The sequence below is a fragment of the Seohaeicola sp. genome (genome assembly GCF_048006315.1).
Lineage (GTDB): Bacteria > Pseudomonadota > Alphaproteobacteria > Rhodobacterales > Rhodobacteraceae > Seohaeicola.
Genome location: NZ_CP180350.1, coordinates 3,592,800 through 3,618,588 on the forward strand (window position 1 = coordinate 3,592,800; position 25,789 = coordinate 3,618,588).

Consider the following 25,789-nt stretch of genomic DNA (forward strand, 5'->3'; position numbering starts at 1 on the left):
GCCCTTCGGGTGGGGCATGCAACGAAAGGTGGTGTTCGGGCGCGTTTGTCGAACTGGTAGTTCCCGGAATCATGTCCTATCGTGCCCTCGCATCGCCTTGCGGCCGGACCGGGGGTACGGTGCTGCGTTCCGTGATCCAGTGCGGGTGGCCCGATCCGCGACAGGTGCCCGAGACGCGGGAAACGAAGGAGTCGAGCAACCATGGCCGTGAACCTCAGCCTTCTTGTCAGCGTGGCGGCGATGCTTTCAGTGATCTCGCTTGCCCTTGTGGTCTACCTGATGCGGACGGCAAGCGATCAGTTCCACAAGGCGACGCTCTGGTACGGGGCAAGCACCGTTTCCCTTCTTGTGGCCGTTCTGGGCGTACTGACCGTCAATCTGCTGCCCTTCGCGCTGACTGCGACGCTGGTGATCACGGGGGCGCATTTCGGGATTGTCTGCGCCTATGGCGCATTCCGGCACACGGCCTTGCGCCCGCTCGACTGGCGCCGGGTTGCGGTGCTGTCGGGGGGCGTTTGCCTTGTGCAGGTGGCTATGGCCATCTTCGCCGATACCGCGCTGCTGCTGATGATCAGCGCGTCGCTGGTGAACTCGTTGCTGGCGTTCTATGCCGCCTCGGACATCATGCGGTTGTCGCGGATGGAGAATCGGTTCCTCAATGTGCTGCTGGGGCTGCCTTTCGCGATCATCGGGCTGGCCTATGTGATGCGCCTCGTCGTGCTGGCGGATGCGGGCAGCGCCGGTTTTGCTGCGGCATCGACGGCGATCATCGCCTTCATCCTGGGGGCGGCCTCGATGTCCTGGGGTTTTGCGCTGATCATCCAGCGCGAGGCGGCGATGAACGAAGAGCTGGTGAAGGCGCGGATGCAGGCCGAAACCATGTCGCGCCAGCGCGCGCGCTTTTTCGCGCAGATGAACCACGAGATCCGCACGCCGCTGAACGGCATTCTTGGCCTGTCCGAACTGCTCAAGCCGCATCTGCCTGATGGCGAGGGGGCGGCGCTTCTGGCCGAGTTGCAAAGCTCTGGCAACCTGCTGCTGTCCATCGCCAACGAGGTGCTGGATTTCTCGAAGGCCGAGGCCGGGCATGTCCAGCTGGAAACGCTGCCGATCGATGTGCGGGAAGTCCTGCAAAGTGCAACCGGACAGTACCGGCGGCTGGCGGCCAGCAAGGCCGTGAACCTTCACCTGGATATCAGGCCGCAAGAGTTCCCCACGATCATGGGCGATCCCACCCGGCTCAGCCAGATACTGCACAACCTGTTGAGCAATGCGCTGAAATTCACCCGCGCGGGCGAGATTGCGGTGACGCTGACCCGCCCCGAACCGGGCATGGTCACCATCAGCATTCGCGATACCGGGATCGGGATGACGCAGGATCAGATCAACACGCTGTTCCTGCCGTTTCACCAGGGCGCTGCCGAAACCACGCGGCGGTATGGCGGCACCGGCCTTGGCATGAGCATCGTCAAGATGCTGGTCGATGCGATGAACGGACAGATCCGTGTCGAAAGCCGTCCGGGGCAGGGCACGACCATTGCCCTCGATCTGCCGCTGCCGGATGCGCCGACCGCGGTGCGTCCCGCGCCGCAACCGGGCGCGGCCGCGGATTGGGAAACCGGTTGCGCCAAGCTGTCGATCCTGTGCGCCGATGACGATCCGATCAACCGGCTTGTGTTGCAGGCACTTCTGCAGCTTGACGGGATCGACCCGGTGATGGCCGAAGACGGTCACGAGGCGGTGCGCCTGGCCTGCCTGCAGCGTTTCGACGCCTATCTGATCGATATCTCGATGCCCGGCATGGACGGGGTCGAGACCCTGATGACCCTGCGCGAGGGCGACAGCCGTCAGCCGGGGGTCAAGCCGATGGCGGTTGCCGTCACCGCCAATGTCATGACCGAGGATGTGGATTCGTATTTCGCGGCAGGCTTTGACGCGCATCTGCCCAAGCCGATCCGCCGCGAGGAGCTGGAGACGATCCTGCGCGCGATCCTGTCGCGCAAGTACCAGACCGTCTGATCAACGCCTGCCTGTCGCGAAGGGGTTGCGCAAGGCAGGGCAAGGCAGGGCAAGGCAGGGCAAGGTTGATCTTGATCGACGGATCGGGTGAAATGAATATGTTCAAGATCATGTGTTGCGTATCGGTCGCCCTGGGGTTTGCCCGCGTTCGGGCGCAGCATCACCCCGCGTGCCGGCGTCCGTATGCCTGGGGTTGGGGGATTGGCGGATGCATGGCGAGCACGAACAGGGCAGGGCCTATCCGGCGGGGCTGACGCCCGCGCAGTTGCGGCGCCGGATCGATCCCGCGACACTGGGCTTCGCGACGACCGACACGCTTGAGGTCGTGCAGGGTTTGATCGGCCAGGACCGCGCGATGCAGGCGATCCGGCTGGCAGCAAGGATCGGGCATCGCAGCTTCAACCTTTTCGTCGTGGGGCCGCCCGGCACGGGGCGGCACAGCGCCGTGCAGATGGTGCTGGCGCGCGAGGCCGCCGACCGGCCGGTGCCCTGCGACTGGGCCTATGTCAACAATTTCGAGGATGAACAGAAGCCCCGCGCCCTCAAGCTGCCCTCGGGCGAGGCGCAGCGTCTGAGGGCCGAGATGGAAGACCTTGTCGACGATCTTGGCGCAGAGATCCCCGCCCTGTTCGAGGCCGATGATTACCAGGCGCGGCGCAAGGCGCTTGAGGCCGAATTCGCCGAGGCCGGCAGCGCCCGCATGCAGGAATTCGCCGCCCGCGCCAAGGCCGAGGATGTGGGGCTTGTGAACACGCCTTCGGGGTTTCTGGTGGCCGCCGTCCGCGATGGCGAGGTGATCGAGAAAGAGGCGTTCGACAAGCTGCCGCCCGAAGAGCAGGCCGGGATCGAGGAAAAGATCGCCCGCTTCCAGAAAGAGCTGAACACGATCATCGAGGGCACGCCCGCACTGGTGCGGGCGCATCGCCAGCGGGTCATCGCCTTGCATGCCAGCATGGCCGAACAGGCGGTCAGGGCCCGCATCGGTGAGGCGCGGGCACAGTTCGCCGGGATCGACAGCGTGCAGCATTACCTGGACGAGGTCGCGCAGGACATGATCCGCAACGCGGAACTGTTCCTCGAGGCCCATGCCCAGGGGCGCGATGGCCCCTTTCCCGCCGGTATCCGCAAGATCCACCGCCTGCCGCAATTCGGGCGCTACGTGATCAACGTGATGGTCTCGCATCCCGAGGCCGATACGGCCGGTGCGCCACTGGAAACCGAGGAATTGCCGACCCTCAATCGCCTTGTGGGCCGGATCGAGAATATCGCCCATATGGGCGCGCTCATGACCAATTTCACGCTGATCCGCCCCGGTGCGCTGCACCGTGCCAATGGCGGTTTCCTGGTACTGGACGCACGGCGCGTCCTGTCCGAACCCTTCGCCTGGGAGGCGCTGAAACGCAGTCTGCAGCACCGGACCATTGCCATCACCTCGCTGGCGGAGCGGCTGAGCATGGTGCAGACCTTGTCGCTGGAACCCGATCCCATCCCGCTGGATCTGCGGGTGGTGCTGGTGGGTGACCGGATGCTGCATGCGCTGCTGGTCATGCTGGACCCTGATTTTTCCGAGCTTTTCAAATTGCAGGCCGATTTCGAGGAAGATTTCGCGCTGACGCCCGAGAATACGCAGCTTTTCGCGCGGTTGCTGGCCTCGTTCATCCGGCGCGAGGGCTTGCGCCCCCTGACAGCTGCCGCCGTCGCGCGTCTTCTGGAAGAGGCGCTGCGCCGCGCCGAGGACAGCGAGAAACTGTCGCTCCATCTGGGCGCACTAGCCGATATCCTGCGCGAGGCCGAACATTACGCCTGCACCCGGCAGGATTGCGCGGATGCGTCGGCGCCCGTGTCGGTCGATGATATCGAACTGGCCCTCGACGAGGCAGAGCGGCGCCGCAGCCGTATCCGCGACCGAATGCAGGAGGCGATCAGGCGGGGCACGATCCTGGTCGACACGCAAGGGTCGGTGACCGGCCAGATCAACGGCCTGTCCGTGGCGCAGATCGGCGATTTCCGGTTTGGCCGACCGTCGCGGATCACGGCGCGGGTGCGGATGGGCGCGGGCAAGCTGGTGGATATCGAACGCGAGGTTGATCTGGGCGGGCCGCTGCATTCCAAGGGCGTGCTGATCCTGTCGGGCTATCTTGCGGCGAACTATGCGCTGGACATGCCCTTTTCACTGCATGCGAGCCTTGTGTTTGAACAAAGCTATGGCGGCGTGGATGGCGACAGCGCCTCATCGGCCGAGCTTTACGCGCTGCTGTCGGCCTTGTCCGGCCTGCCGATCCGCCAAGGGCTTGCCGTGACGGGATCGGTCAACCAGGCGGGACAGGTGCAGGCCATCGGTGGGGTCAACGAAAAGATCGAAGGTTTCTTCGATACCTGCGCCGCGCGCGGGCTGACGGGCGAACAAGGCGTTCTGATCCCGGCCAGCAATGTGCCCCATCTGATGCTGCGCGCCGATGTCGTGGCCGCGGTCGAGGCCGGGCAGTTCAATGTCTTGCCGGTCTCCACGATCGACGAGGGGATCGCGATCCTGACCGGTGTCGCCGCCGGGGTGCGGGATGGGGCCGGGGCCTATCCCGCAGGCAGCGTGAATGCGCTTGTCGAGGCGCGCCTGGCCAGCTTTGCCCGGGCGCGCCAGCACTTCGGGCGAAGCCTTGCCACAAAGGCCGGGGACAGTGGCGAGGGATCGGGGCCGGCTTGATCTGGGTCAGGGCAGGGGGTGGCGCATCGCCCTAGCCTGCCACCGACAAGGTGAGGTGGGTTCGATCATGTATGGGCGGGGCATGTTTCATTGCCCCATACCATTGTGCCGGATTCAAATATTCACTATATGGAATATGAAATTGGCCCAACACCGGGCCAGCAGGACCCCATGGAGGCGCATATGAAAGCGCAAGTCTTTGCTCTGATTGGTTTTTTGATGTCGGCACCCTTGGTGCAGGCCGAATCCCTGATCGTGACCCCGCAACCGGTTACCGACTGGAAAGCGGTTTATGCCCAGATCGAGGCGCAGACCCGTCTGCCGGCGCGCGCCCGGCTGGGCGGCACGCTTGTCTCGCTTGACGTGGTCGAAGGCGACCGGGTCGCGGCGGGGCAGGTTCTGGCGCGGGTCGTCGATGACAAGCTGGACCTGCGCCTGCGTGCCATCGATGCGCAGTTGCAATCGCTGCAATCGCAGCTTGAGAATGCCCAGGTCGAGCTGGAGCGCGGCGAGGCGCTTTTGCAGCGTGGTGTGACAACCGTGCAGCGGCTGGATGCGCTGCGCACGCAGGTCGATGTGCTGAACGGGCAGCTGGATGCCACGCGGGCCGAACGGTCGGTTGTCGTGCAGCAGGCAACCGAGGGCGATGTGCTCGCGCCGATTGCCGGGCTGGTGCTGACGGTTCCGGCGGCAGCCGGGGCCGTGGTGATGCCGGGCGAGGCCGTGGCGACGATTGGCGGCGGCGGTTTCTTCCTGCGGCTGGCCATTCCCGAGCGTCACGCCCGCGCCCTGCGCGAAGGCGACGAGATCCAGATCGATGGCGCGGATGAGGGGGCGACGGGCCGTCTGGCGCGCATCTATCCGCAGATCGAGAATGGCCGCGTGATCGCCGATGTGGCGGTCGAAGGGCTGGCCGAAGGTTTCGTGGATGCGCGCGTGCTGGTGCGCCTTGCGGTCGGCCAGCGCGATGTGCTGCTGGTGCCGGAAAGCGCCGTGACCACCCGCGCCGGGCTGGATTTCGTGATGGTCGAGGGCGCGCATCATGGCGAGCGGGCCGTGATGCTGGGCCAGCGCCACGAACGGGACGGCGTCGTTCTGCGCGAGATCCTCTCGGGTCTGGCCGCAGGCGAGACGGTGGTGCTGCCATGACCGACAAACCGCAATCGCTGGGCATCGCGGGGAACCTGACCAGGGGTTTCATCCGCTCGCCCCTGACCCCGCTGATCATGCTGGCCGCACTTGCCATGGGCCTGATCGCGCTGATGGTTGTTCCGCGCGAGGAAGAGCCGCAGATATCGGTGCCGATGGTCAATATCCTGCTGCAGGCACCGGGCCTGAAGGCCGAGGATGCGGTGCGCCTGGTCTCCGAACCGATGGAGACCATCGTCAAGGCGATCAACGGCGTCGAACATGTCTATTCACAGACGATGGATGACGGCGCGATGATCACCGCGCGGTTCGAGGTGGGCACCCCGTCCGATGCGGCGATCCTGCGCGTGCATGAAAAAGTGCGCGCCAATATGGACCGCATCCCCGTGGGAATCCCCGAACCCCTGATCATTGGGCGGGGGATTGACGATGTGGCCATCGTGACCCTGACCCTGACCGCCGCCGAAGGGGCCGAGGTCAGCGCCAATGACCTGACGCGGCTGGCGCGTGAACTGAGGGCCGATCTGTCGCGCGTAGCAGATGTGGGGCTGAGCTATGTGGTGGGCGAGGCGTCCGAGGCGATCCGCATCGCGCCGGACCCGGAACGCATGGCGATGTATGGCATCACGCTGCAACAGCTGGCGGGCAAGGTGCAATCGGCCAATCGCACGATGGCTGCGGGCCGCGTGCGCGACGGGGGCGAGCAGATCGGCCTTGTGGCGGGCCAAAACCTGACCGCGCCTGCGGAAATCGCGGGGCTTTTGCTGACCACGCGCGACGCGCGTCCGGTCTATGTTGGCGATGTGGCGACGATCGACTTCGTGCCGGACATGTCCGACCGGATCGCGGGCCATGTGACCCGCGCCGAGGATGGCACGATCAGCCGCAGCCCCGCCGTCACGCTGGCCTTCGCCAAGCGTGCCGGGTCCAATGCGGTGGTCGTGGCCGAACAGATCCTGTCGCGGACCGCCGCACTGCAGGACACGCTGATCCCCGACAGCGTCGCGGTCGAGATCACGCGCAACTATGGCGAGACGGCCAAGGAAAAGGCCGATACGCTGCTGCTGAAGCTGTTCCTGGCGACGCTGTCGATCATCGTGCTGACGCTGGTCGCCATCGGCTGGCGCGAAAGCATCGTGGTCGCGGTGGTGATCCCGGTGACCATCCTGCTGACGCTGTTTGGTGCCTGGATCATGGGCTACACGCTGAACCGGGTGTCGCTGTTCGCGCTGATCTTCTCCATCGGCATCCTTGTCGATGACGCCATCGTGGTGATCGAGAACATCGCCCGCCACTGGGGCATGAAGGACGGGCGCGACCGCGTGACCCGCGCCATCGACGCCGTGGCCGAGGTGGGCAACCCCACCATCGTCGCCACGCTGACGGTGGTGGCGGCCCTGTTGCCGATGCTGTTCGTGTCCGGCCTGATGGGCCCCTACATGAGCCCGATCCCGGCGGTGGCCTCGGCGGCGATGATCATCTCGTTCTTCATCGCGGTGATGGTCACGCCCTGGTTGATGGTCAAAATCGCGGGCAAGGCGCCGATGCATGGTCACGACGGGGCCGATGGCGGCTTCCTCGGGCGTCTGTTCGCCCGTGTCGCCCGGCCCGTTCTGGCGACCAAGGGGCGTAGCCTGGCCTTTTTGCTGGTGACGGCGGTGCTGTCCTTCGGCTCGCTCGGGCTGCTTTACACGCAACATGTGACGGTCAAGCTGCTGCCCTTCGACAACAAGAAGGAACTGGCCGTGGTGATCGACATGCCCGAGGGCACATCGGTCGAGGCGACGGATGCGGTGGCGCAATCGGTGGCGCGGATCGCGATGGATCTGCACGAGGTTGTCAGCGTGCAGACCTATGCGGGCACGGCGGCACCGTTCAACTTCAACGGGCTGGTGCGCCATTATTTCCTGCGGGCCGAGCCCCATATGGGCGATGTGCAGATCAACCTGTCCGAGGTGGGCCATGGTGCAAGATCGAGCCACGAGATCGCGCTGGAACTGCGCGAGAGGCTGAAGGCGCTGGACCTGCCCGAGGGCGCAAGCCTGAAGACGGTCGAACCCCCGCCGGGCCCGCCCGTCATGGCGACGCTGCTGGCCGAGGTCTATGGCCCCACGCCCGAGGCCCGTCGCGAGACCGCCGCCAAGCTGCGGATGGCCTTCGAGAGCATCGATTTCATCGTCGATGTGGATGACAGTTTCGGCCAGCCGCCGCGCCGTCTGCGGGCCGTGATCTCGCCCGATGATCTGGAATTCTTCCAGGTGCAGGAACAGGATGTGTTCGACACGATCGGCATCCTGAATGGCGAGACGACCGTGGGCTATTCGCATCGCGAGGACGGGCGCCGCCCGATCCCGATCACCGTGGCGCGCGACCTGTCTGACCGGGTGATGGACGAGCGGTTCCTGTCCACGCCGATCCCCGCCAACGTGCTGCCCGGCGCGCGCGGCGTGGTCGAGCTGGGTGATGTGGTGCGGATCGAGGAAGAGGTGATGTCCTATCCGGTCTTCCGCCGCAACGGTCGGCCCGCCGAGATGGTGATGGCCGAACTGGCGGGCCGTTTCGAGGCGCCGCTTTACGGCATCGTCGAAGTGGGCAAGGCGCTGGACGCGATGGACTGGGCCGAGGGCGAAAAACCCCTTGTCCTGCTGAACGGCCAGCCGATGGATGACAGCCGCCCCACGATCCTGTGGGACGGGGAGTGGGAGGTGACATGGGTCACGTTCCGCGACATGGGGGCAGCCTTCGGCGTGGCGCTGCTGGGCATCTACGTGCTGGTGGTGGCGCAGTTCGGATCCTTCCGGGTGCCGCTGGTGGTGCTGACGCCGGTGCCGCTGACCTTCCTGGGTATCATGGTCGGACACTGGTTGTGGGCCGCGCCATTCTCGGCCACCTCGATGATCGGCTTCATCGCGCTGGCGGGGATCATCGTGCGCAACTCGATCCTCCTGGTGGATTTCATCCGCCACACGGACCCTGCGGGCAAGTCGCCCGTGGATATCCTGATCGAGGCGGGCGCGATCCGGTTCAAGCCGATCCTGCTGACGGCGCTTGCCGCGATGTTCGGCGCGACGGTGATCCTGGCCGATCCGATCTTCCAGGGCCTGGCGCTGTCGCTGCTGTTCGGTCTGTTCAGCTCGACCCTGCTGACGGTTCTGGTGATCCCGGCGATCTACCGGGTGTTCAAGACCTGAGGGCAGGCCGGGGGGATGCATCCCCCCTACGTTGAACAGCGCAGCGCGCTGTTCAACGATCCCCCTGCGGATATTTTAGGCAAGAAGAAGCGGGCGGGCCTTTTGGGGGCCTGCCCTTTTTTCAGGTGCGGATGCCGGCGAAGCGGGTCTGCCAATCCTCGCGCTGCTCGTCCGTGATCTTGCCGAACAAGACCTCGGGCACTGTGAAGGCATGGCCGGCGGGCAGGGCGGAGAGCCATTCGCCCAGATCCCCCTCGGGCCATGCGGCATCGTCGCTGTGAAGGGCCGCCAGCATCGTGGCACCTGCATCGGGGACGAAGGGCGCGGACAGCACCGCGTAAAGCCGGATCAGGTTCAGGCCCAGGCGCGTCTGCATGGCGGCGCGTCCGGGGTCTTCCTTGAAGGTGACCCAAGGGGCGGCAGATTGCAGGTATTCGTTGCCCAGCACCCAGATCGCGCGCAACTCCTGCGCGGCCTTGCGCACCTCCATCGCGTCCATCAGCGCCTCGTAGGTGCGGATGCGGGCGGTCAGCGTGTCGATCAGGGCGGTTTCCTGTTCGCCCCAGGTGCCGCCCTGCGGCACGGCCTCGCCGAATTTCGCGCGGCAGAACTTGGTGATGCGGCTGACGAAATTGCCCAGAACGTCCGCGAGGTCCTTGTTCACGCTTGCCTGGAAGTTTTCCCATGTGAATTCGGCATCCGAGGATTCGGGCGCGTGCGACAGCAGCCACCAGCGCCAGTAATCGGCGGGCAGGATCTCCAGCGCCTGGTCCATGAAGACGCCGCGCCCGCGCGAGGTGCTGAACTGGCCGCCGTCGTAATTGAGGTAGTTGAAGGACTTGATGTAATCCACCAGCTTCCACGGCTCGCCCGAGCCGATGATCGTGGCCGGAAAGCTGAGGGTGTGGAAGGGCACGTTGTCCTTGCCCATGAACTGGGTATAGGTCACGTCACCTGCGCCCTTGTCGGTGCGCCACCAGCGTTCCCAGCCCTCTGCGCCAAGGCCCTGCGCCTCGGCCCATTCCGCACCGCAGGCGATGTATTCGATCGGCGCGTCGAACCAGACATAGAAGACCTTGCCCTCCATCCCCGGCCAGTCCTGATCGCCCTTCTTGACGGGAATGCCCCAGTCCAGGTCGCGGGTGATCCCACGATCCTGCAGGCCGTCGCCATCGTTCAGCCATTTCTTGGCAATCGACGTGGTCAGGATCGGCCAGTCGGTCTTGCTGTCGATCCAGTCCTGCAACTGCTGGCGCATCGCGCTCTGGCGCAGGTAGAGATGCTTGGTCGCGCGCTGTTCCAGATCGGTCGATCCCGAGATGGTCGAGCGCGGGTTGATCAGGTCCACCGGGTCCAGCTGCTTGGTGCAGTTGTCGCATTGATCGCCGCGCGCGCTTTCGAATCCGCAGTTGGGGCAGGTGCCCTCGATATACCGATCCGGCAGGAAGCGGCCATCGGCCTTCGAATACATCTGTGTCTCGGAGACTTCGCGGATCAGACCGGCCTCGGCCAGACGGCCTGCGAAATGCTGGGTCAGCGCGTGGTTCTGCGGGCTGGAGGAGCGTCCGAAGTGATCGAAGCTGAGGCGGAAGCCGCGCGCGATTTCGGCCTGCACTTCGTGCATCTCGGCGCAATAGACGGCAACAGGCTTGCCCGCCTTGGCGGCGGCCAGTTCGGCCGGGGTGCCGTGTTCGTCGGTGGCGCAGAGAAACAGCACCTCGTGGCCGCGCCCGCGCTGGTAGCGTGCATAGAGGTCCGCGGGCAGCTGGCTGCCCACCAGGTTGCCCAGATGCTTGATCCCGTTGATGTAGGGGATCGCCGAGGTGATCAGATGCCGTGCCATGTTCTTGTGCCCTTGTCCGGATTGGCCCTTCCTTAGCGCAAGGCGCGGCAGGGTTCCAGCGGCGGCTTGCGGGTTCAGTCCTCGTCGCGGGTGCGCCCGGTCAGCCGGCCGATCAGGAAGGAGGTGCGCGGCGCCCAGACATATGGCGTGCGCTGCGCGGCGCGCGGACGCATGCGCATGCGGATCAGGCCGAAAATCACCAGCACCGCATGACCTGCGCCGATCATGACGAACATGGCAGAGGGGCCATATGCCTCGATCAGCCCCGAGGCCATGAGCGGGGCCGCGATGGCCCCGAGCGCAAAGAAGAACATCAGCGCCGCCGACAGCTCGACCCGTTCCGAGGCTTCGGCGAAATCATGGGCATGGGCGGCGGCCACCGAATAGATCGGAAAGGTCGTGGCCCCGAAAAGCGTGGCGGTCAGCAGCACGCCCGTGGTGCCCAGATCGCCGGTCAGCGCGGTCAGGGCCGAACTGAGGATCGAGGCGACCGAAAGCCAGATCAGCACCCAGCGGCGATCGTATTTGTCGGCCAGCCAGCCCACCGGGTATTGTGCCAAGGCGCCGCCCGCCACGAAAGCGGCCAGGAACCAGGCGATCTGGTCCACCGCCAGTCCCACGCCTTGGCCATAGACCGGCCCCACCATGCGAAACGACGCGCTGGAAAGGGCGGCGACCACAACCCCGGCCGCCGCCAGCGGCGAGCGGGTGACCGCCAGCATCGGGCGCAGGCGCAGCGCGGTCGGGGTGTCCGGTTCGGCGGTGCGGGTCAGGGTGATCGGCAGAAGGGCCGCGCAGCACAGCAGCGCCAACAGGTTGTAGGACACGTAGGAGGCCGGTTCGAGCACCGAGATCAGCATCTGGGCCACCAATGATGCCCCCATGTCCACGACCCGGTAGGTGCCCATGGCGCGGCCGCGCGTCTCGTTGGTCAGCTTGGCCTGAAGCCAGGCCTCGATCACCGTGTAGCAGCCGGCCACGCAGAGGCCCGAGGCCACGCGCATCAGCGCCCAGGCATAGGCGTCGATCACCAGCATATGGGCCAGCAGACCGATCGCGCCGGTTGCGGTGAAGGCGGCGAAGGCGCGCGAATGGCCGATCGTGCCCATCAGGCGCGGCGCCCACCAGCAGCCGATGAAGAACCCCAGGAAATGCGCCGAGCCCAGAAGGCCGATCTGGGCATTGGTGAAATCAAGCGTCAGTCCCGACAATGCATCCAGCGGCCCCACGCCCCCGGTCGAGAGCTGGAGCAGGATGACCGACAGAAAGAGGGCCGCGAAAGAGATCATCAGGCGCATGGGGCCAGTCCTGCCCATCCTGTCGGGGATGACAAGGGGGCTTGCGCGCCTTTTGCGGGCCATGGCCCGAGTATTTGAACGACGATGCAGCGTCAGGCGCGCGCCCTTTCGCTGTCCCTCGAATGCTCAGGCAGCCTTGATGCGGATCGGTCCCGTGGCGGCATGGGCGGGGCCGTGCAATTGCCAGTCCCTTGGCGGGTCCTGACGGGCGCGCAGGCGGCGCAGGCTCCAGCCTTGGCTTGCCGGGGTATGGGCGGGGGCCATGTGCCAGCGGGTCTCGACCCCCGGCGCGCCGCCCGTGTCCGGGGTCAGGATCAGGCCAAGGGGGGCAAAGACGCCTTCGGCGGCGCCGGTTTCGGCGGCCAGATGCAGGCGGCGCACGGGCGTCAGACCGGGTGGGCCGGGCAGGTCGGCGATCACAAGGGGGGCGGCGCCGCTGCGCAGCGATTCCTCCATGCACCACAGCAGATCCTCGGGGCGCTGGGGGGTGAGATGCACGAAACCCTCGGGGCGGGCCAGGCCTGCGATGCCGTCTGGGTTGGGCCGGTCGGGCAGGTGGCGCGGCGCGATCCAGATCACCGGGCCCGTGTGCCGGTGCTGCACCATGCCCGCCAGCCAGATGGCAAAGCTGCGCCTTGCGGGGCCGCAGGCCTCGTGCAGGCGGGCCAGGGTCAGGCAGATGTCATCGGCCAGGGCCAGGGCCGGGCGCGGACGGTGTGGCGCGCGGGCCAGCAGGGTGGGGTTCAGGGGAATCGTCATGGCTGCAGTCTAGCATGTTCCTGTTTTGTTCCAATATCCATTTCAGGGGTGACCCTGCCGCAAAAAGCGCTAGGGTCGCCCGCGACATGCCAAGCAAGGAGAGCCGCGATGAAGATGAATCCACTGGGGCGCACCGGCCTGATGGTCAGCGAACTGTGCCTGGGGACCATGACCTGGGGCACCCAGACGGCGCAGATCGATGCCCACCGCCAGATCGAGACCGCGCTGGATCACGGTATCAATTTCATCGATACGGCCGAGATGTATCCGGTGAACCCGGTCGCCAAGGAGACGATCGGCCTGACCGAAGAGGTGATCGGCAACTGGCAGGCCGCCAATCCGGGGCGGCGCGGCGACTATGTTCTGGCGACCAAGCACAGCGGCGCAGGCATGGCCCATGTGCGCGACGGCGCGCCGATTTCATCGGCCACGATTCCGCAGGCGGTCGAAGGATCGCTGAAGCGGCTACGGACCGACGTGATCGACCTTTACCAGTTCCACTGGCCCAATCGCGGATCCTACATGTTCCGGCGCAACTGGGGCTATGATCCCTCGGGCCAGAACCGGGCCGACACCATCGCCCATATGGAGGATGCGCTGGAGGCGCTGCAAAAGCAGGTCGAGAAGGGCAATATCCGCCATTTCGGCCTGTCCAACGAAAGCGCCTGGGGCACCACGCAATGGGTGCGGATCGCCCAGGAACGCGGCTGGCCGCGCGCGGCCTCGATCCAGAACGAATATTCGCTGATGTGCCGGATGTATGACACCGATCTGGCCGAGATGAGCGTGAACGAGGATGTGGGCCTGCTGGCCTTTTCGCCGCTGGCGACCGGGCTTCTGACCGGCAAGTACCGGGACGGGGCCACCCCGGAAGGATCGCGCAGGACGCTGAACCCAGATCTTGGCGGGCGCGATACCGCACGCGCGCATCTGGCCGTGGCGGCCTATCTGGATCTTGCGGCGGAATACGGGCTGGACCCGGTGCATATGGCGCTGGCCTGGTGTGCGGCGCGGCCCTTCATGACATCGGTGATCTTCGGCGCCACGACACAGGCGCAGCTTGAGCATGTGCTGGCGGGCGCCGGAATGGTCCTGCCCGAAGGGCTGGCCGCGCGCATCGATCAGATCCACCGGGCGCATCCGCTGCCCTACTGATCGGTTTTCGCCATATCGCACGGGATCGCACTTGATCGTATCCATAATTCCGGTATTTAGGAATTATGGATACGAATCTCGCCATCACCGCTTTCGCCACGCTTGGCCATGCCGGGCGCCTGTCGGTCTTTCGGCTGCTGATGCGTCACATGCCCCAGGGTGTGCGCCCGACCGAGATCGCCGAGGCGCTGGGCCTCAAGCAGAACACGCTGTCGCATCACCTGTCCGACCTTGAGCGCGCGGGGCTGATCCGCGCGACCCGCGAGGGGCGCTCGCTCTACTACAGCGTCAATCTGGAACGCGCGGGTATGCTTGTCACATTTCTCGTCGATGACTGTTGTCGTGGGCGGCCAGAGGTCTGCGCCCATCTGACGGGACCCGAAATGCAGTCCCTCAACGGACAGGAGAAGGGCATGTTCAACGTATTGTTCATTTGCACCAGCAATTCCGCGCGGTCGATCATGGCCGAGGCGCTTCTGAACGACATGGGGCAAGGGCGCTTCCGCGCCTTTTCCGCGGGCACCGTTCCGCGCGGCGCACCACATCCGCGTGCGGTCGCCCTGCTGGAGCGGGCAGGGTTCGCGACGGAAGCGCTGCGCTCGAAGGATCTGACCGAATTCGAGGGCGAGGGCGCGCCCTGGATGGATTTCGTCTTTACCGTCTGCGACCGGGCCGCGTCCGAGGAATGCCCGCCCTGGCCGGGCCATCCGCTGAGCGCCCATTGGGGCATCCCCGATCCCGTCAAGGAAACCGGATCCGAGGCCGAGCAGGCGCTGGCCTTCGCCACGGCCTTTGATGCGCTGCGCCGCAGGGTCGCTGCCTTCGTGGCGCTGCCCATGGATGCGCTGGACCGGATCAGTTTGCAAAAACACATCGACGACATTGGCCGCGACGCGGTTCTGGAAGGAAAAAACGCATGACTCGTATCGCGCTGAATGGGTTTGGCCGCATCGGCAAGCTGCTGTTGCGCGCCCTGGCGGATGATCCGGCGCTGGGCGAGATTGTCCTGCTGAACGATCCCGCCGGCACCCCCGAACAGCATGCGCTGCTGATGGAGTTCGACAGCGTGCATGGCCGCTGGCGGGGGTATATCGCCCATGATGCCGACAGCCTGACCGTGAACGGGCAGCGGATGCAGGTGACGGCGCAAAAGCGGATCGAGGATCTGCCGCTGGCCGTGCTGGGCATCGACCTAGTGCTGGATTGCACGGGCGTCTTCAAGACCGCCGACAAGGTCGCGCCCTATTATGCAGCGGGGGTGAAGAAGGTGATCGTCTCGGCCCCGGTCAAGGATGGGGGGGCGCTGAACCTGGTCTACGGGGTGAACCATGACCTTTACGATCCGGTGCAGCACGACCTAGTGACGGCGGCCAGCTGCACGACGAACTGCCTGGCGCCGGTGGTGAAGGTTCTGCATGAGAGTCTTGGTATAAGGCACGGATCAATCACGACAATCCATGACGTAACCAATACGCAGACCATCGTGGATCGCCCCGCCAAGGACATGCGGCGCGCCCGTTCGGCGCTGACCAACCTGATCCCCACCACCACCGGCAGCGCCACGGCGATCACGCTGATCTATCCCGAACTGAAGGGGCGGTTGAACGGTCACGCGGTGCGGGTGCCGCTGCTGAATGCCTCGATCACCGATTGCGTCTTCGAAATGGAGCGGGCCACCACCGTGGAAGAGGTGAACGGGTTGTTCAAGACCGCCGCCGCAGGCGCTCTGGCGGGCATCCTGGGCTATGAGGAGCGGCCACTGGTGTCCTGTGACTATCGCGGTGATCCACGCTCGGCCATCATCGACGCGCCCTCGACCATGGTGGTGAACGGCACGCAGGTGAAGGTCTATGCCTGGTATGACAACGAATGGGGCTATGCCTGCCGCATGGCCGATATCGCCCGCATGGTCGCGGGGGCGATGTGAGCCAGACCGCCCCCGACGGCTTGCGCGCCTATGTGGCGGTGACGGCGGCCTATTGGGCCTTCATGCTGTCGGATGGCGCGCTGCGCATGCTGGTGCTTTTGCATTTCAACGGGCTGGGGTTCAGCCCGGTGCAGCTGGCCTGGTTGTTTCTTCTCTATGAGGTGGCGGGGATCGTCACCAACCTGTCGGCGGGCTGGATCGCCGCGCGCTTCGGGCTGACGGTCACGCTATACGCGGGTCTGGCCGTGCAGATCGCGGCACTGGCGGCACTGGCGCAGCTTGATCCGACGTGGACGGTGGCGGCCTCGGTCGTGTTCGTGATGGCGGTGCAGGGGGCCTCCGGCGTGGCCAAGGACCTGTCCAAGATGGCGTCGAAATCGGCCGTCAAGCTGCTGGCGCCCAAGGCGGACGGCGGGCTTTTCCGCTGGGTGGCCTGGCTGACCGGATCGAAGAACGCGGTCAAGGGGCTGGGGTTTTTCCTGGGGGCGGCACTTTTGGGGCTGGTGGGTTTCGTGCCCGCGGTCTGGGCGATGGCGGGCGTTCTGGCGGTGATCCTGCAGGCGGTTGTGCTGTTCATGCCGCAGGGCCTGCCACAGGGGCGCAAGGATGCGAAATTCACGCAGGTCTGGTCGCGCGATGCGCGGATCAACCGGCTGTCGCTGGCGCGGATGTTCCTGTTCGGGGCGCGCGATGTGTGGTTCGTGGTGGGCATTCCCGTCTATTTCCAGTCGGTCCTGTCGGATGGCACGCCCGAGGGTGCGCGGGCGGCGTTTTTCCTGATCGGCGGGTTCATGGCGGTCTGGATCATCGCCTATGGCGCGGTGCAGGGGTCCGCGCCGCGCATCCTGCGCGCGGCCAAGCGACCCGAAGAGCAGATCGTGGCGCAGGCGATCCGCTGGGCGGGTCTTCTGGTGCCGATCCCGCTGGTGCTGGCGGGGTTGGCCGTTGCGGCCGGCGCGCCGGCCGATTGGCTGACGCTGTCGCTGGTGGCGGGGCTGCTGGTCTTCGGTTTTGTCTTCGCGATCAATTCATCGGTGCATTCCTACCTGATCCTGGCCTTCAGCACCGATGAGCGGGTCACGATGGACGTGGGGTTCTATTACATGTCCAACGCCGCCGGGCGGTTGCTGGGCACATTGCTGTCGGGTCTGTCCTATCAATTGGGCGGTGTCGCGCTGTGTCTGGTCACGGCGGGGGCGATGGCGGCGGCCAGTTGGTGGGCGGTGCGACGGCTGCGATTTGCCTGACCGCACCGTCTGCAATCGCTTGCGCGGCCACCACGCGCGCCCTTAGGGTGCGGCTGTGGCGGCTTCGGTCCGCCCGGAGTGGAGTGTCATGCCGATTTCCCTGTTTCGCCCCTTGTCCGGCCTGCTGATGCTGGCCTTTCTGGCCGCGTGCAATGCGCCCATGCCCGAGCGGGGGTTTCGTGATCCGGGCGCGTCGTTCGCCTCGACCCAGCGGTTCGATACGGCCCTGTTTCTGGGGGAATGGGTGCAGGTCGCGGCCTTTGCGGCACCGGGGCAGGCCGTCGCGCCCGAACGGCATCTTTACCGCCCCGCGACCACCGGGCAGATCGTGGCCGATATCACCGGGACGGATGGGGCGACACGGCGCGAGGTCTATGACCTTGTGGCACCGGGGCGGTTGCGTCCGCGCGGGCAGGACACGCCGCCGGGGGATCTGTGGGTGCTATGGGTCGATGAAGGGTTCCGCACCGCTGTCCTTGGCACGCCCTCGGGGTCGCGGGGCTTCATCCTTGATCGCAGTGCAGCACCTGCCCCTGACCGTTTGCGTGCCGCGCGCGAGATCCTTGACTGGTACGGCTATGACATGACGCGGCTGCAGACCGTCCGTTAAGTCGCCCGCGGATCACGTGATCTGGTCGCGCAGCGCCTGCAGATGCAAAGGCAGGTCACGGGCCGAGATGCTGGCCTCGCGCACGAGGTGATCGAAATGACGGGTGAAGGCCTGAACGCGCTCGCTGTCGCGGAAGGCCACGTAGTTGCGGCCAACGTAAAGCACCGCCAGAAGCGGGCCGAAGATGGTGATCGGGGCGGAATAGACGCGGCGCGCATCGAACAGGTAAAGCCGCAGGCCGGGGTAGAATTGCGCATTCAGCGCCATGAACCGGTCGATCTGCTCGCGCCGCAGCGTCGGGGAAAGGCCCGCATAGTAGCCCGTGCCGAGGGCGAAGCTTTCCATTTCGTGCAGGGGCAGGGCGATCTCGTAATCCGAATGCGCCCCCCGCATCCAGTCCAGCCGGTCCTGCGAGGCATTGATCGCCTGTTCCGTCGTGCGGCCCAGATGGGGGGTATATTCCCATTCCAGCAGCGCGCGTGTCTTGAGCATGTCGGGCAGGGCGGCGGGGACATGGCGGATCTTGTAGCCTGCAGCCTCGCGGTGCCAGCTGAAGATCTGTTCATCGACAAGGGCGCGGGGCGCTTCGGTCAGCGAGAGCGAGATCGCCATGAGGTCTGCGGCGGTTTCGGGCCTGTCCGACAGCGACAAGAGCCAATCCGCCGACACGCCCAGTGCGGCCGCGCATTCGCCCACGACCTGCGCATTGGGCAGGCGCGCCCCATCGCCGCCCAGCAGTTGCGACACGGTCGAGCGGTCCACCCCGATCCGGCGGGCAATGCTGCTCTGGTTCACGCCCTTGCGCTCCATCGCGAGGGCAAGGCGTTGGCGGAACTGTGTGGCGCGCTGCCGTTTGTCTATTTTTTCACTCATGTGTTCACTATTATCACCTTTGTCGAGAATTGTTAATCATTTCCCGAATTCAAACCTGCAAGCCATCGGATTAAGCCTTGGAAAACAAGGAAAAGACGGGCCTTCATGAGCAGTCGCGCGCAGGGCGTTTCGGGAAAATCCATCGAATGGCCAACATTGGCCCTGCTGGCCCTGTGCTATGCGGTCTGGGGCATCGGCACCACATGGGCGGCGGGATGGTTTCTGCCGCTGGGCATGGTGATGGTGGCCTTGGCGGCGGCGCTGCATTCCTCGCTGTGCCACGAGGCGCTGCACGGACATCCCACGCGCTTCGGGTGGCTGAACGAGGCGCTGGTGTTTCCGGCGCTGACCCTGTGCATCCCCTATATCCGGTTTCGGGACACCCATCTGGCGCATCACCGCGATGCGATCCTGACCGATCCCTATGACGATCCCGAAAGCAATTACCTTGATCCCGCTGTCTGGGATCGCCTTCCGCCATGGGTGCAGGCGGTACTGAACCTGAACAACCGCCTTGTGGGGCGGCTGCTGATCGGCCCTGTGGTCAGCCAGGTGGCCTTCATGGCGGCCGACTGGCGCGCGATCCGCGCCGGTGAGCGCACGGTTCTGCGCGGCTGGCTGTGGCATATCCCGGCGCTGGGGCTGGTGATCGGGTGGATGGCGGCCCTGGGGCAGATGCCGGTCTGGGCCTTTGTGCTGTCGAGTTATGCGGCGATCTCGATCCTCAAGATCCGCACCTTCCTTGAACATCAGGCCCATCTGCGCGCGCGCGGGCGCACGGTGATCATCGAGGATCGCGGCCTGCTGGCGTTTCTCTTTCTGAACAACAACCTGCATGTGGTGCATCACATGCATCCCAGACTGCCGTGGTACAGGTTGCCGGGTCTCTATTTCGCCAACCGGGACAGGTACCTGGCCCGCAACGATGGCTACATGTTCCCGTCTTATGGCGCGATTTTCCGGCGCTACCTGTTCAAGGCCAAGGACCCGGTGCCGCATCCCCTCTGGCGCAGGCCCTGATTTGACGGCATGAGTGGCCCCATGGAAACATGGGTCATCGCCACTGTCCTTGCCGCGGGGTTTCAGACCGCGCGCTTCATGCTGCAAAAACAGCTGAGCATGGGGGCATTGTCCACTGCGGGCGCGACATTTGCGCGGTTCATCTATTCCTCGCCGCTGGTGCTGTTGCTGGTGGCGGTCTACCTGGGATTGCAGGGGCTGGCGCTGCCTGCGCTGTCGGGTCTTTTCTGGGGCTATGCGCTGCTGGGTGGATTGGGGCAGATCCTCGCCACGATCTGCGTGGTGGCCCTGTTCCGGCAGCGCAATTTCGCGGTGGGCATCACCTTCAAGAATACCGAGGTGGTTCTGACCGCCTTTGCCGGGCTTGTGGTGCTGGGCGAAGGGGTGACGCCCGCCGGGCTGGCCGCGATCCTGCTGGGGCTGGTGGGGGTGCTGGTGCTGTCGGGCACGCCGGGGCTGACGGGAAACTGGATCCGGCGCATCGCCTCGCGCGCGGCGGGGCTGGGGTTGCTGGCGGGGGCGCTGTTTGCCGTATCCAGCGTGGCCTATCGGGGCGCATCGCTGGAACTGGCCAGCGACGATCCCTTTCTGCGCGCCATGGTCACGCTGGCGGCGGTGACGGCCTCGCAGACCATCGCCATGACGCTCTGGCTACGCTGGCGCGAACCGGGGCAGATCCGTGCCGTCATCCTTGTTTGGCGCCGCGCGGTCTGGATCGGTCTGACCTCGATGGCCGGAAGCCTGTGCTGGTTCACCGCCTTCACGCTGCAGAACGTGGCCTATGTGAAGGCCGTAGGCCAGATCGAGCTGATCTTTTCGCTGGCCGCGTCGATCCTGTTCTTCAATGAAAGGTTCACCCGCCGCGAGGCGGCGGGCATCGCCCTGATCAGTGCGAGCGTCCTGTCACTGGTCCTATTCCTTTAAGGCGCAGGAACAGGCTTTCCTCTTCGTTGTTCTTGAAGAAGGGCACGCTTGCGGGGGGCGCGGTTTCCTTGGCCCTTGCCGCGACCTCGGCCAGCACGACCTCGGTGATGAAGGGCAGGTCGAATTCGCGCACGCGCGGCAGCGGGATCCACTGCAGATGCGAAAGCTCGTCGCAGGCGGCGCTGAAATCATCGGGATCGCTGGCCAGATCATCGGCATCGACAAGGAAAAAGCGCGCGTCGAACCGGCGCGGGCGGCCCGGCGGGGTGACGGCGCGGAACACGAATTGCAGCGGATGGGCCGCGGGCATGTGGCCAGTGGCGGCAAATGTCTGCCAATCGGGCGGCGGGCTGGTCCAGAGGCCCTTGGCCCCCAGCACCAGACCCGTTTCCTCCCACAACTCGCGGATCGCGGCGGCGGCCAGCGCATGGGCAAGATCGGGGGGCGCATCGTCGCACAGCCGCCCCGCGCAGAGATCCGGCAGCGGCGTGACCAGCGGCACGGCGCGATCGGCATCGTCCACGGCGCCGCCGGGAAACACGAATTTGTCCGGCATGAAGGCCGCTTTCGATCCGCGCTGCCCCATCAGAACATGGGGGTCATTGAATCGGTCGCGCAGCACGATCACGGTCGAGGCGTTGCGGATCGCAGTCTTGTCGATGCTCATCTGGTCCCTTTCACGGCGAAAGGGTCACGCTGCCTTGGCAAACCCGTGCATCATCCGCGCCCATTGCAGGCCCACGATCGCCCCTTTCAGTCTGGGCAGAAGGTAGAGCGATAGTGCGACAGAGCCAAGGGCGAAGATGCTGAACAGGATCAGGGGCTCGGGGCGCCATGTCTCGAAGACGAACAGGAGCAGCGGCGCCATCAGGTGACCGACGAACAGGATCGTCAGGTAGGCCGGGCCGTCATCGGCGCGGTGATGGTGCAGTTCCTCGCGGCAGACGGGGCAGGATTTGCGCACCGACAGGTAGCCCTTCAGCAGCGGACCACTGCCGCAATTGGGACATTTGCCGCGCCAGCCCTTCCACATCGCGGGCCAGGTTTCGCGGGTCGACGGTTTCTGCGCAGTCTCGGTGATCGCCGCCTGATCCGAAAACGTTTCTGTCTGCGGATCCGTCATCGCGTGATGGCTGTGGTTGGTCATGGTCGCCTCGGGGTCTGTGAAGGCGCGACCATCTGTCAAATCGCGGTGCTTGAAAAGCGGCGATCCCGGTCCCGCGTCTACATGTCGCAAAAACCTGCCGATGCCCGGCGGCACGCGGGCTGGGGCGAAAAAAGTTTCGCCCGCCGCGACGGAAGCGGCCAGCCGCCCCGTAATACAGGCACAACAGGCGGCAAGGGCACCCATGCCCGGCCCCGCCATCAAACCGGAGAGATCAAGATGAAACGCACTGTTCTGATATCCAGCCTGACCGCCCTTGCCCTTGCCGGCACGGCATTGGCCGCGATCGCCGCATCCGATGACAAGCCCGGCCGAGCGGAACACCGGGGCGACCGGGTCATGATGCTGCCGTTCGAGGATATCGACGCCGATTCCGACGGCAAGATCACGACCGGGGAGATGCAGGCCCATGCCGCCCTGCGCTTCGAAGAGGCCGATGCCGACAAGGACGGCCTGCTGGACGCGGACGAGATGCAGGCGCAGATGCTGGCCCGCACGACCGCGCGCATGGCAGAGCGCAGCGCGCGCATGATCGAGCGGATGGACCGGGATGGCGACGGCAAGCTGTCGGCCGAGGAAATGCGCGCAGGCCCCCGCGAGGGCGATCAGTTCGCGCGGATGCTGTCGCGTCTGGACAAGGACGAGGACGGCGCGCTGTCGCGTGAAGAGTTCGAGGCCGCCCGCGAGATGCGCAGCGCGCATCGGCGTGGTGACGGGCATCACCGTGACGGGCATCACCGGGGGCAAAACGACTGATCGACACCCCTGTGGCTGATCTGGAATGGCCCCGAGGGGCCATTCCACCTGGACATGTCACCCGATTGCCGAAACGGCAGGGACAGGATAGGCCGGAGGGACGATGACAATGGTTTTCGATGCCCCCTCGGATCTGGCAGATGACGTGCTGCTGCGCCGCTTCGCCCTGGGTGATGCGGCGGCGGCGCGGGCGCTGACGCTGCGGCTGACGCCACGGGTGCATGCCCATGCCATGCGGCTTCTGGGCGATCGGGCCGAGGCCGAGGATGTCACGCAGGAGGCGCTGTTGCGCCTGTGGCGGATCGCGCCGGACTGGCGCGCGGGCGAGGCGAAGGTCACGACCTGGCTTTACCGGGTGACGGCCAACCTGGCCACCGACCGCCTGCGCAAAAGGCGCGGTGTCGCCCTGGACAGCGTGCCCGAGCCCGAGGACGATGCGCAGGGGCCAGCGGGCCTCTTGCAGGACAAGGCGCGGGCTGCGGCCTTGCAGCAGGCCTTGGCAGCCTTGCCGGAGCGGCAGAAACAGGCGGTCGTGCTGCGGCACCTTGAGGGTCTGGGCAATCCCGAGATTGCCGGGATCATGGACATCAGCGCCGAGGCGGTCGAAAGTCTGGTCGCCCGGGGCAAACGCGCGCTGACGGCGGCCCTTTCGGGCCAGCGCGCAGAATTGGGGTATGAGGATGACTGACGAGCGCAAGACAGACCGGGATGATGACGGGCTGGAGAGCTTTTTCGAAGCGGCACGGCGCATGGAGCCGACACCGTCGGATGCGCTCATGGCACGGGTTCTGGCCGATGCCCTTGCCGCGCAACCTGTTGCCGCGCCGCGCGCCTTGCCGCGCCCCGGCGCATGGGCGCAGCTGCGCGAGGCGCTGGGCGGCTGGCCCGCGCTGGGGGGGCTTGCGACGGCGGGCGTGATGGGGCTGGCCTTCGGGATTGCCGCACCGGCCGGGCTTGCGGATCTGGCGACCGCCGTGCTTGGCCAGAGCACGGATACCTATCTTGTCGACCTGATGCCGGAGCTGGATTTCGACATCGCCATGGACCTGAGCGAGGGCTGAACATGACCTATCCGACCGATCCCGCATCCCCGACAGGCCCCGGCACCGCGACGGGCGCGCCCCGGCGCGGCTGGATCAAGGTGGTGCTTTTCGTCTCGTTGGCGCTGAACCTTGCGGTTGCGGGCCTCGCGATCGGCGCGGCGCTGCGCCATGACGCGATACGCGACAGGGCGTCCGTGCGCAGCGATCAGTTCGGTGGTCCCTATACCGGCGCGTTGAGCCGTGAGGATCGGCGCGCCATCTGGCGCGAGATGCGCGCCATGCAGGCCGAGGGACAGCCGACGCGCGCCGATATCCGCGCCGATTTCGATGCCGTCGTGCAGGCACTGCGCGCCACGCCCTATGATCCGGCCGCCGTGCAGGTCATCGTCGAAAGGCAGTTCCAGGCGGGGCTGGAGCGTCAGCAGATCGGGCAGGAGCTGCTGTTGCAGCGCATTGCCGGGATGGATGCCGCCGCGCGCGCCGCCTTTGCCGACAGGCTGGAAGAGCGGCTGGAACGGCGCGACAGCTGGCGCGAACAGCGCCGTAATGCGCGCGACGAGGCACCGCGCGACTGAACGGCTTTGTGTCCGCGCTCAGGCCGCGGTATTGCTGATCGTCACCTGGTTGCGCCCGCAGGCCTTGGCCCCATAAAGCGCCTTGTCGGCCCGGTGCAGCAGGGTTTCGACAGTTTGGGGCAGGGGATCGGACGGCAGCGGCAGGGGGCGATGGCCCATGGCGACGCCGATGCTGACCGTCATGGTGACGGACAGGCCCTGTCCCGGCAGATCGATCGGGTCCTGCGCGACCATGCGGCACAGGCGGCGCGCGGCCACCCGCGCCTCGGTCCTGTTGGTGTCGGGCAGCGCGATCAGGAATTCCTCGCCGCCGATGCGCGCGATCAGGTCGACCGCGCGCAGATTGGCGCGCAGACGCTGCGCCACTTCGATCAGGACGGCATCGCCCGCGGCATGGCCATGAAGATCGTTGATCCGCTTGAAATGGTCCAGATCCGCCAGCATCACCGCGAAACGTCGCCCGCTGCGGTTGGCGTGGTCCGCCATGCGCATCAGGTGCGGCAGCGCATAGCGGCGGTTGTAAAGACCGGTCAGCGGGTCCGTCACTGCCGCGCGCATGCCGTCGCGCAGGGTGCTGCGCAGCTGATCGGCCATGCGTTTGCGCCTGATCTGGCTGGCGATCCGCAGGCCCAGTTCGGCCGGATCGAACCGACCCGCGACCACATCGCCCGCGCCAAGATCAAGCGCGTCCGCGGCCATGTGATTGTCCGCCTCGGGCAGGATGACCATGACGGCGGCATGGCGGGTTTCGGGATGGGCGCGCAGTTCCGACAAAAGCCGCAGTCCGGGCGACGACACGCTGCGGTCCAGCACGATCACGCAGAGGTCGGGGGCCGTCTCGGCCTTGACATCGCGCAAGAAGCTGCGGCTGTCATGTCGGCTGACGATGCCGTGGGGCAGGGTGTTCAGACCGCGAAGCCAGGTCAGTTCGCGCAGGCCGGGATCGGTCAGGATGCAGATGCGCGCGGGGGTGACGAAGTCCTGCGTGTCTTCGGCAAAACCGAGTGATTTTCTGGTTCCGCTGCGCAGATGCGATTCCTGCAGGCTGTCGCCGACCCGCATGAGGCTGCGCAGGCGCGCCTGCAAAAGCAGGTCGTCCAGTGGAAAAGCCAGCAGATCCTCTGCCCCGGCGGCCAGCGCCTGCAGGCGCAGGTCATGATCGGCATGGGGGGACAGGATCAGCACGGGCGGCGGTGCCGGGGGCGCATCCGGCAGTTCCAGCGGGGCGACATCCTGCTGCCCCGGGGCGGGGCCATCGGCAAAGCCGGTGATGCGGCGGCACAGATCAAGGCTGTGGCAATCGCGCAAACCCGCGCTCAGCAGCACGAGGTCCGGTGCCTGCTGGTCAATCACTTCCAGGGCCTCGGCACCGGTTGCGGCCTGCAGCACGTCGTAGAACGCCGCCGTCAACCGGACCCGCAACAGGATGCGGTTTGTCGGAATGTCATCCACGATCAGGATTTTGCCGGGCATGGTCCTCAGCCTCAGGAAGCGGGCGGCGGGCCACTTGCCAACCGTGTTCCCGCAGTCTCTA

At 66.0% G+C, this 25,789-nt stretch carries 22 protein-coding genes; 15 read left to right on the top strand and 7 right to left on the bottom strand.

Annotated elements, in window-relative coordinates; translation table 11 throughout:
* The first annotated feature begins 201 nt into the window (after nucleotides 1-201).
* The 4 genes from ACMUJL_RS17835 (at nucleotide 202) to ACMUJL_RS17850 (ending at nucleotide 9,060) form a co-directional block, all read left to right on the top strand.
* Nucleotides 202-2,019 (top strand): ATP-binding protein, encoded by a 1,818-nt coding sequence (locus ACMUJL_RS17835; RefSeq protein WP_375572031.1) that lies wholly within the window; start codon nucleotides 202-204, stop codon nucleotides 2,017-2,019.
* A 208-nt stretch (nucleotides 2,020-2,227) separates the two neighbouring features.
* Nucleotides 2,228-4,720 carry a Lon protease family protein gene (locus ACMUJL_RS17840; protein ID WP_375572029.1) on the top strand — a complete coding sequence of 831 codons (2,493 nt, stop codon included), beginning with the start codon at nucleotides 2,228-2,230 and terminating at the stop codon, nucleotides 4,718-4,720.
* Nucleotides 4,721-4,939: 219 nt separating this feature from the next.
* The gene (locus ACMUJL_RS17845) at nucleotides 4,940-5,869 is read left to right on the top strand and encodes an efflux RND transporter periplasmic adaptor subunit (RefSeq protein WP_375572027.1); all 930 of its coding nucleotides are present in this window, start codon (nucleotides 4,940-4,942) and stop codon (nucleotides 5,867-5,869) included.
* On the top strand, nucleotides 5,866-9,060 hold the full coding sequence (locus ACMUJL_RS17850) for an efflux RND transporter permease subunit (RefSeq protein ID WP_375572025.1): 3,195 nt from the start codon (nucleotides 5,866-5,868) through the stop codon (nucleotides 9,058-9,060). Before ACMUJL_RS17845 ends, ACMUJL_RS17850 begins: the two co-directional genes overlap by 4 nt.
* Nucleotides 9,061-9,181: 121 nt before the next feature.
* On the opposite strand, the gene metG is transcribed toward ACMUJL_RS17850, so the two are convergent.
* The 3 genes from metG to ACMUJL_RS17865 all read right to left on the bottom strand — a co-directional run bounded on the left by metG (nucleotide 9,182) and on the right by ACMUJL_RS17865 (nucleotide 12,960).
* The gene (gene metG, locus ACMUJL_RS17855; RefSeq protein WP_375572023.1) at nucleotides 9,182-10,903 is read right to left on the bottom strand and encodes a methionine--tRNA ligase; all 1,722 of its coding nucleotides are present in this window, start codon (nucleotides 10,901-10,903) and stop codon (nucleotides 9,182-9,184) included.
* Nucleotides 10,904-10,977: 74 nt separating this feature from the next.
* The gene (locus ACMUJL_RS17860) at nucleotides 10,978-12,201 is read right to left on the bottom strand and encodes an MFS transporter (protein WP_375572021.1); all 1,224 of its coding nucleotides are present in this window, start codon (nucleotides 12,199-12,201) and stop codon (nucleotides 10,978-10,980) included.
* A 126-nt stretch (nucleotides 12,202-12,327) separates the two neighbouring features.
* A complete protein-coding gene (locus ACMUJL_RS17865; RefSeq protein ID WP_068289387.1) occupies nucleotides 12,328-12,960 on the bottom strand; it encodes an ImuA family protein in 633 nt (210 codons plus the stop codon).
* Between the two features lie 108 nt (nucleotides 12,961-13,068).
* On the opposite strand from ACMUJL_RS17865, the gene ACMUJL_RS17870 reads away from it, so the two are divergent.
* The 5 genes from ACMUJL_RS17870 to ACMUJL_RS17890 all read left to right on the top strand — a co-directional run bounded on the left by ACMUJL_RS17870 (nucleotide 13,069) and on the right by ACMUJL_RS17890 (nucleotide 17,899).
* On the top strand, nucleotides 13,069-14,115 hold the full coding sequence (locus tag ACMUJL_RS17870; RefSeq protein WP_375572019.1) for an aldo/keto reductase: 1,047 nt from the start codon (nucleotides 13,069-13,071) through the stop codon (nucleotides 14,113-14,115).
* Between the two features lie 65 nt (nucleotides 14,116-14,180).
* Nucleotides 14,181-15,035 carry a metalloregulator ArsR/SmtB family transcription factor gene (locus ACMUJL_RS17875; protein WP_375572017.1) on the top strand — a complete coding sequence of 285 codons (855 nt, stop codon included), beginning with the start codon at nucleotides 14,181-14,183 and terminating at the stop codon, nucleotides 15,033-15,035.
* Nucleotides 15,032-16,042 carry an ArsJ-associated glyceraldehyde-3-phosphate dehydrogenase gene (locus ACMUJL_RS17880; RefSeq protein WP_375572015.1) on the top strand — a complete coding sequence of 337 codons (1,011 nt, stop codon included), beginning with the start codon at nucleotides 15,032-15,034 and terminating at the stop codon, nucleotides 16,040-16,042. The genes ACMUJL_RS17875 and ACMUJL_RS17880 overlap by 4 nt, the downstream gene beginning before the upstream one ends.
* Entirely contained in the window at nucleotides 16,039-17,289 is a 1,251-nt protein-coding gene (arsJ, locus tag ACMUJL_RS17885) for an organoarsenical effux MFS transporter ArsJ (protein ID WP_375572013.1), read from the top strand. The genes ACMUJL_RS17880 and arsJ overlap by 4 nt, the downstream gene beginning before the upstream one ends.
* Before the next feature lie 88 nt (nucleotides 17,290-17,377).
* Nucleotides 17,378-17,899: a lipocalin family protein gene (locus ACMUJL_RS17890; protein WP_375572011.1), complete on the top strand. Its 522-nt coding sequence runs from the start codon at nucleotides 17,378-17,380 to the stop codon at nucleotides 17,897-17,899.
* A 12-nt stretch (nucleotides 17,900-17,911) separates the two neighbouring features.
* On the opposite strand, the gene ACMUJL_RS17895 is transcribed toward ACMUJL_RS17890, so the two are convergent.
* Complete coding sequence (locus ACMUJL_RS17895) at nucleotides 17,912-18,772, bottom strand: helix-turn-helix domain-containing protein (protein ID WP_375572009.1); 861 nt, start codon at nucleotides 18,770-18,772, stop codon at nucleotides 17,912-17,914.
* 105 nt (nucleotides 18,773-18,877) lie between these two features.
* On the opposite strand from ACMUJL_RS17895, the gene ACMUJL_RS17900 reads away from it, so the two are divergent.
* Nucleotides 18,878-19,792, top strand: a complete 915-nt coding sequence (locus ACMUJL_RS17900; RefSeq protein ID WP_375572007.1) for a fatty acid desaturase — start codon at nucleotides 18,878-18,880, stop codon at nucleotides 19,790-19,792.
* Between the two features lie 21 nt (nucleotides 19,793-19,813).
* A complete protein-coding gene (locus tag ACMUJL_RS17905; RefSeq protein WP_375572005.1) occupies nucleotides 19,814-20,716 on the top strand; it encodes an EamA family transporter in 903 nt (300 codons plus the stop codon).
* On the opposite strand, the gene ACMUJL_RS17910 is transcribed toward ACMUJL_RS17905, so the two are convergent.
* Complete coding sequence (locus tag ACMUJL_RS17910; protein WP_416914374.1) at nucleotides 20,679-21,383, bottom strand: NUDIX hydrolase; 705 nt, start codon at nucleotides 21,381-21,383, stop codon at nucleotides 20,679-20,681. The two genes, ACMUJL_RS17905 and ACMUJL_RS17910, sit on opposite strands and share 38 nt — an antisense overlap.
* Nucleotides 21,384-21,407: 24 nt before the next feature.
* Nucleotides 21,408-21,749, bottom strand: a complete 342-nt coding sequence (locus tag ACMUJL_RS17915) for a DUF983 domain-containing protein (protein WP_375573838.1) — start codon at nucleotides 21,747-21,749, stop codon at nucleotides 21,408-21,410.
* Between the two features lie 351 nt (nucleotides 21,750-22,100).
* Between ACMUJL_RS17915 and ACMUJL_RS17920 the strand changes: the two genes are divergently transcribed.
* The 4 genes from ACMUJL_RS17920 to ACMUJL_RS17935 all read left to right on the top strand — a co-directional run bounded on the left by ACMUJL_RS17920 (nucleotide 22,101) and on the right by ACMUJL_RS17935 (nucleotide 24,255).
* Entirely contained in the window at nucleotides 22,101-22,637 is a 537-nt protein-coding gene (locus ACMUJL_RS17920; RefSeq protein ID WP_375572001.1) for an EF-hand domain-containing protein, read from the top strand.
* 103 nt (nucleotides 22,638-22,740) lie between these two features.
* Nucleotides 22,741-23,325, top strand: a complete 585-nt coding sequence (locus ACMUJL_RS17925) for an RNA polymerase sigma factor (protein ID WP_375571999.1) — start codon at nucleotides 22,741-22,743, stop codon at nucleotides 23,323-23,325.
* Nucleotides 23,318-23,698 carry a hypothetical protein gene (locus ACMUJL_RS17930; RefSeq protein ID WP_068289414.1) on the top strand — a complete coding sequence of 127 codons (381 nt, stop codon included), beginning with the start codon at nucleotides 23,318-23,320 and terminating at the stop codon, nucleotides 23,696-23,698. The genes ACMUJL_RS17925 and ACMUJL_RS17930 overlap by 8 nt, the downstream gene beginning before the upstream one ends.
* Before the next feature lie 2 nt (nucleotides 23,699-23,700).
* On the top strand, nucleotides 23,701-24,255 hold the full coding sequence (locus ACMUJL_RS17935; RefSeq protein WP_375571997.1) for a periplasmic heavy metal sensor: 555 nt from the start codon (nucleotides 23,701-23,703) through the stop codon (nucleotides 24,253-24,255).
* Between the two features lie 18 nt (nucleotides 24,256-24,273).
* Here ACMUJL_RS17935 and ACMUJL_RS17940 read toward each other — a convergent pair whose 3' ends face one another.
* A complete protein-coding gene (locus ACMUJL_RS17940; protein WP_068289420.1) occupies nucleotides 24,274-25,728 on the bottom strand; it encodes a diguanylate cyclase in 1,455 nt (484 codons plus the stop codon).
* Nucleotides 25,729-25,789 lie beyond the last annotated feature (61 nt).

Excerpts from the sequence above, each read along its gene's own strand:
- ACMUJL_RS17835 (WP_375572031.1), top strand. The coding sequence starts at position 202 with ATGGCCGTGAACCTCAGCCTTCTTGTCAGCGTGGCGGCGATGCTTTCA.
- ACMUJL_RS17840 (WP_375572029.1), top strand. The coding sequence starts at position 2,228 with ATGCATGGCGAGCACGAACAGGGCAGGGCCTATCCGGCGGGGCTGACG.
- ACMUJL_RS17845 (WP_375572027.1), top strand. The coding sequence starts at position 4,940 with ATGTCGGCACCCTTGGTGCAGGCCGAATCCCTGATCGTGACCCCGCAA.
- ACMUJL_RS17850 (WP_375572025.1), top strand. The coding sequence starts at position 5,866 with ATGACCGACAAACCGCAATCGCTGGGCATCGCGGGGAACCTGACCAGG.
- metG (WP_375572023.1), bottom strand. The coding sequence starts at position 10,903 with ATGGCACGGCATCTGATCACCTCGGCGATCCCCTACATCAACGGGATC.
- ACMUJL_RS17860 (WP_375572021.1), bottom strand. The coding sequence starts at position 12,201 with ATGCGCCTGATGATCTCTTTCGCGGCCCTCTTTCTGTCGGTCATCCTG.
- ACMUJL_RS17865 (WP_068289387.1), bottom strand. The coding sequence starts at position 12,960 with ATGACGATTCCCCTGAACCCCACCCTGCTGGCCCGCGCGCCACACCGT.
- ACMUJL_RS17870 (WP_375572019.1), top strand. The coding sequence starts at position 13,069 with ATGAAGATGAATCCACTGGGGCGCACCGGCCTGATGGTCAGCGAACTG.
- ACMUJL_RS17875 (WP_375572017.1), top strand. The coding sequence starts at position 14,181 with ATGGATACGAATCTCGCCATCACCGCTTTCGCCACGCTTGGCCATGCC.
- ACMUJL_RS17880 (WP_375572015.1), top strand. The coding sequence starts at position 15,032 with ATGACTCGTATCGCGCTGAATGGGTTTGGCCGCATCGGCAAGCTGCTG.
- ACMUJL_RS17890 (WP_375572011.1), top strand. The coding sequence starts at position 17,378 with ATGCCGATTTCCCTGTTTCGCCCCTTGTCCGGCCTGCTGATGCTGGCC.
- ACMUJL_RS17895 (WP_375572009.1), bottom strand. The coding sequence starts at position 18,772 with ATGAGTGAAAAAATAGACAAACGGCAGCGCGCCACACAGTTCCGCCAA.
- ACMUJL_RS17900 (WP_375572007.1), top strand. The coding sequence starts at position 18,878 with ATGAGCAGTCGCGCGCAGGGCGTTTCGGGAAAATCCATCGAATGGCCA.
- ACMUJL_RS17905 (WP_375572005.1), top strand. The coding sequence starts at position 19,814 with ATGGAAACATGGGTCATCGCCACTGTCCTTGCCGCGGGGTTTCAGACC.
- ACMUJL_RS17910 (WP_416914374.1), bottom strand. The coding sequence starts at position 21,383 with ATGAGCATCGACAAGACTGCGATCCGCAACGCCTCGACCGTGATCGTG.
- ACMUJL_RS17915 (WP_375573838.1), bottom strand. The coding sequence starts at position 21,749 with ATGTGGAAGGGCTGGCGCGGCAAATGTCCCAATTGCGGCAGTGGTCCG.
- ACMUJL_RS17920 (WP_375572001.1), top strand. The coding sequence starts at position 22,101 with ATGAAACGCACTGTTCTGATATCCAGCCTGACCGCCCTTGCCCTTGCC.
- ACMUJL_RS17925 (WP_375571999.1), top strand. The coding sequence starts at position 22,741 with ATGACAATGGTTTTCGATGCCCCCTCGGATCTGGCAGATGACGTGCTG.
- ACMUJL_RS17930 (WP_068289414.1), top strand. The coding sequence starts at position 23,318 with ATGACTGACGAGCGCAAGACAGACCGGGATGATGACGGGCTGGAGAGC.
- ACMUJL_RS17935 (WP_375571997.1), top strand. The coding sequence starts at position 23,701 with ATGACCTATCCGACCGATCCCGCATCCCCGACAGGCCCCGGCACCGCG.
- ACMUJL_RS17940 (WP_068289420.1), bottom strand. The coding sequence starts at position 25,728 with ATGCCCGGCAAAATCCTGATCGTGGATGACATTCCGACAAACCGCATC.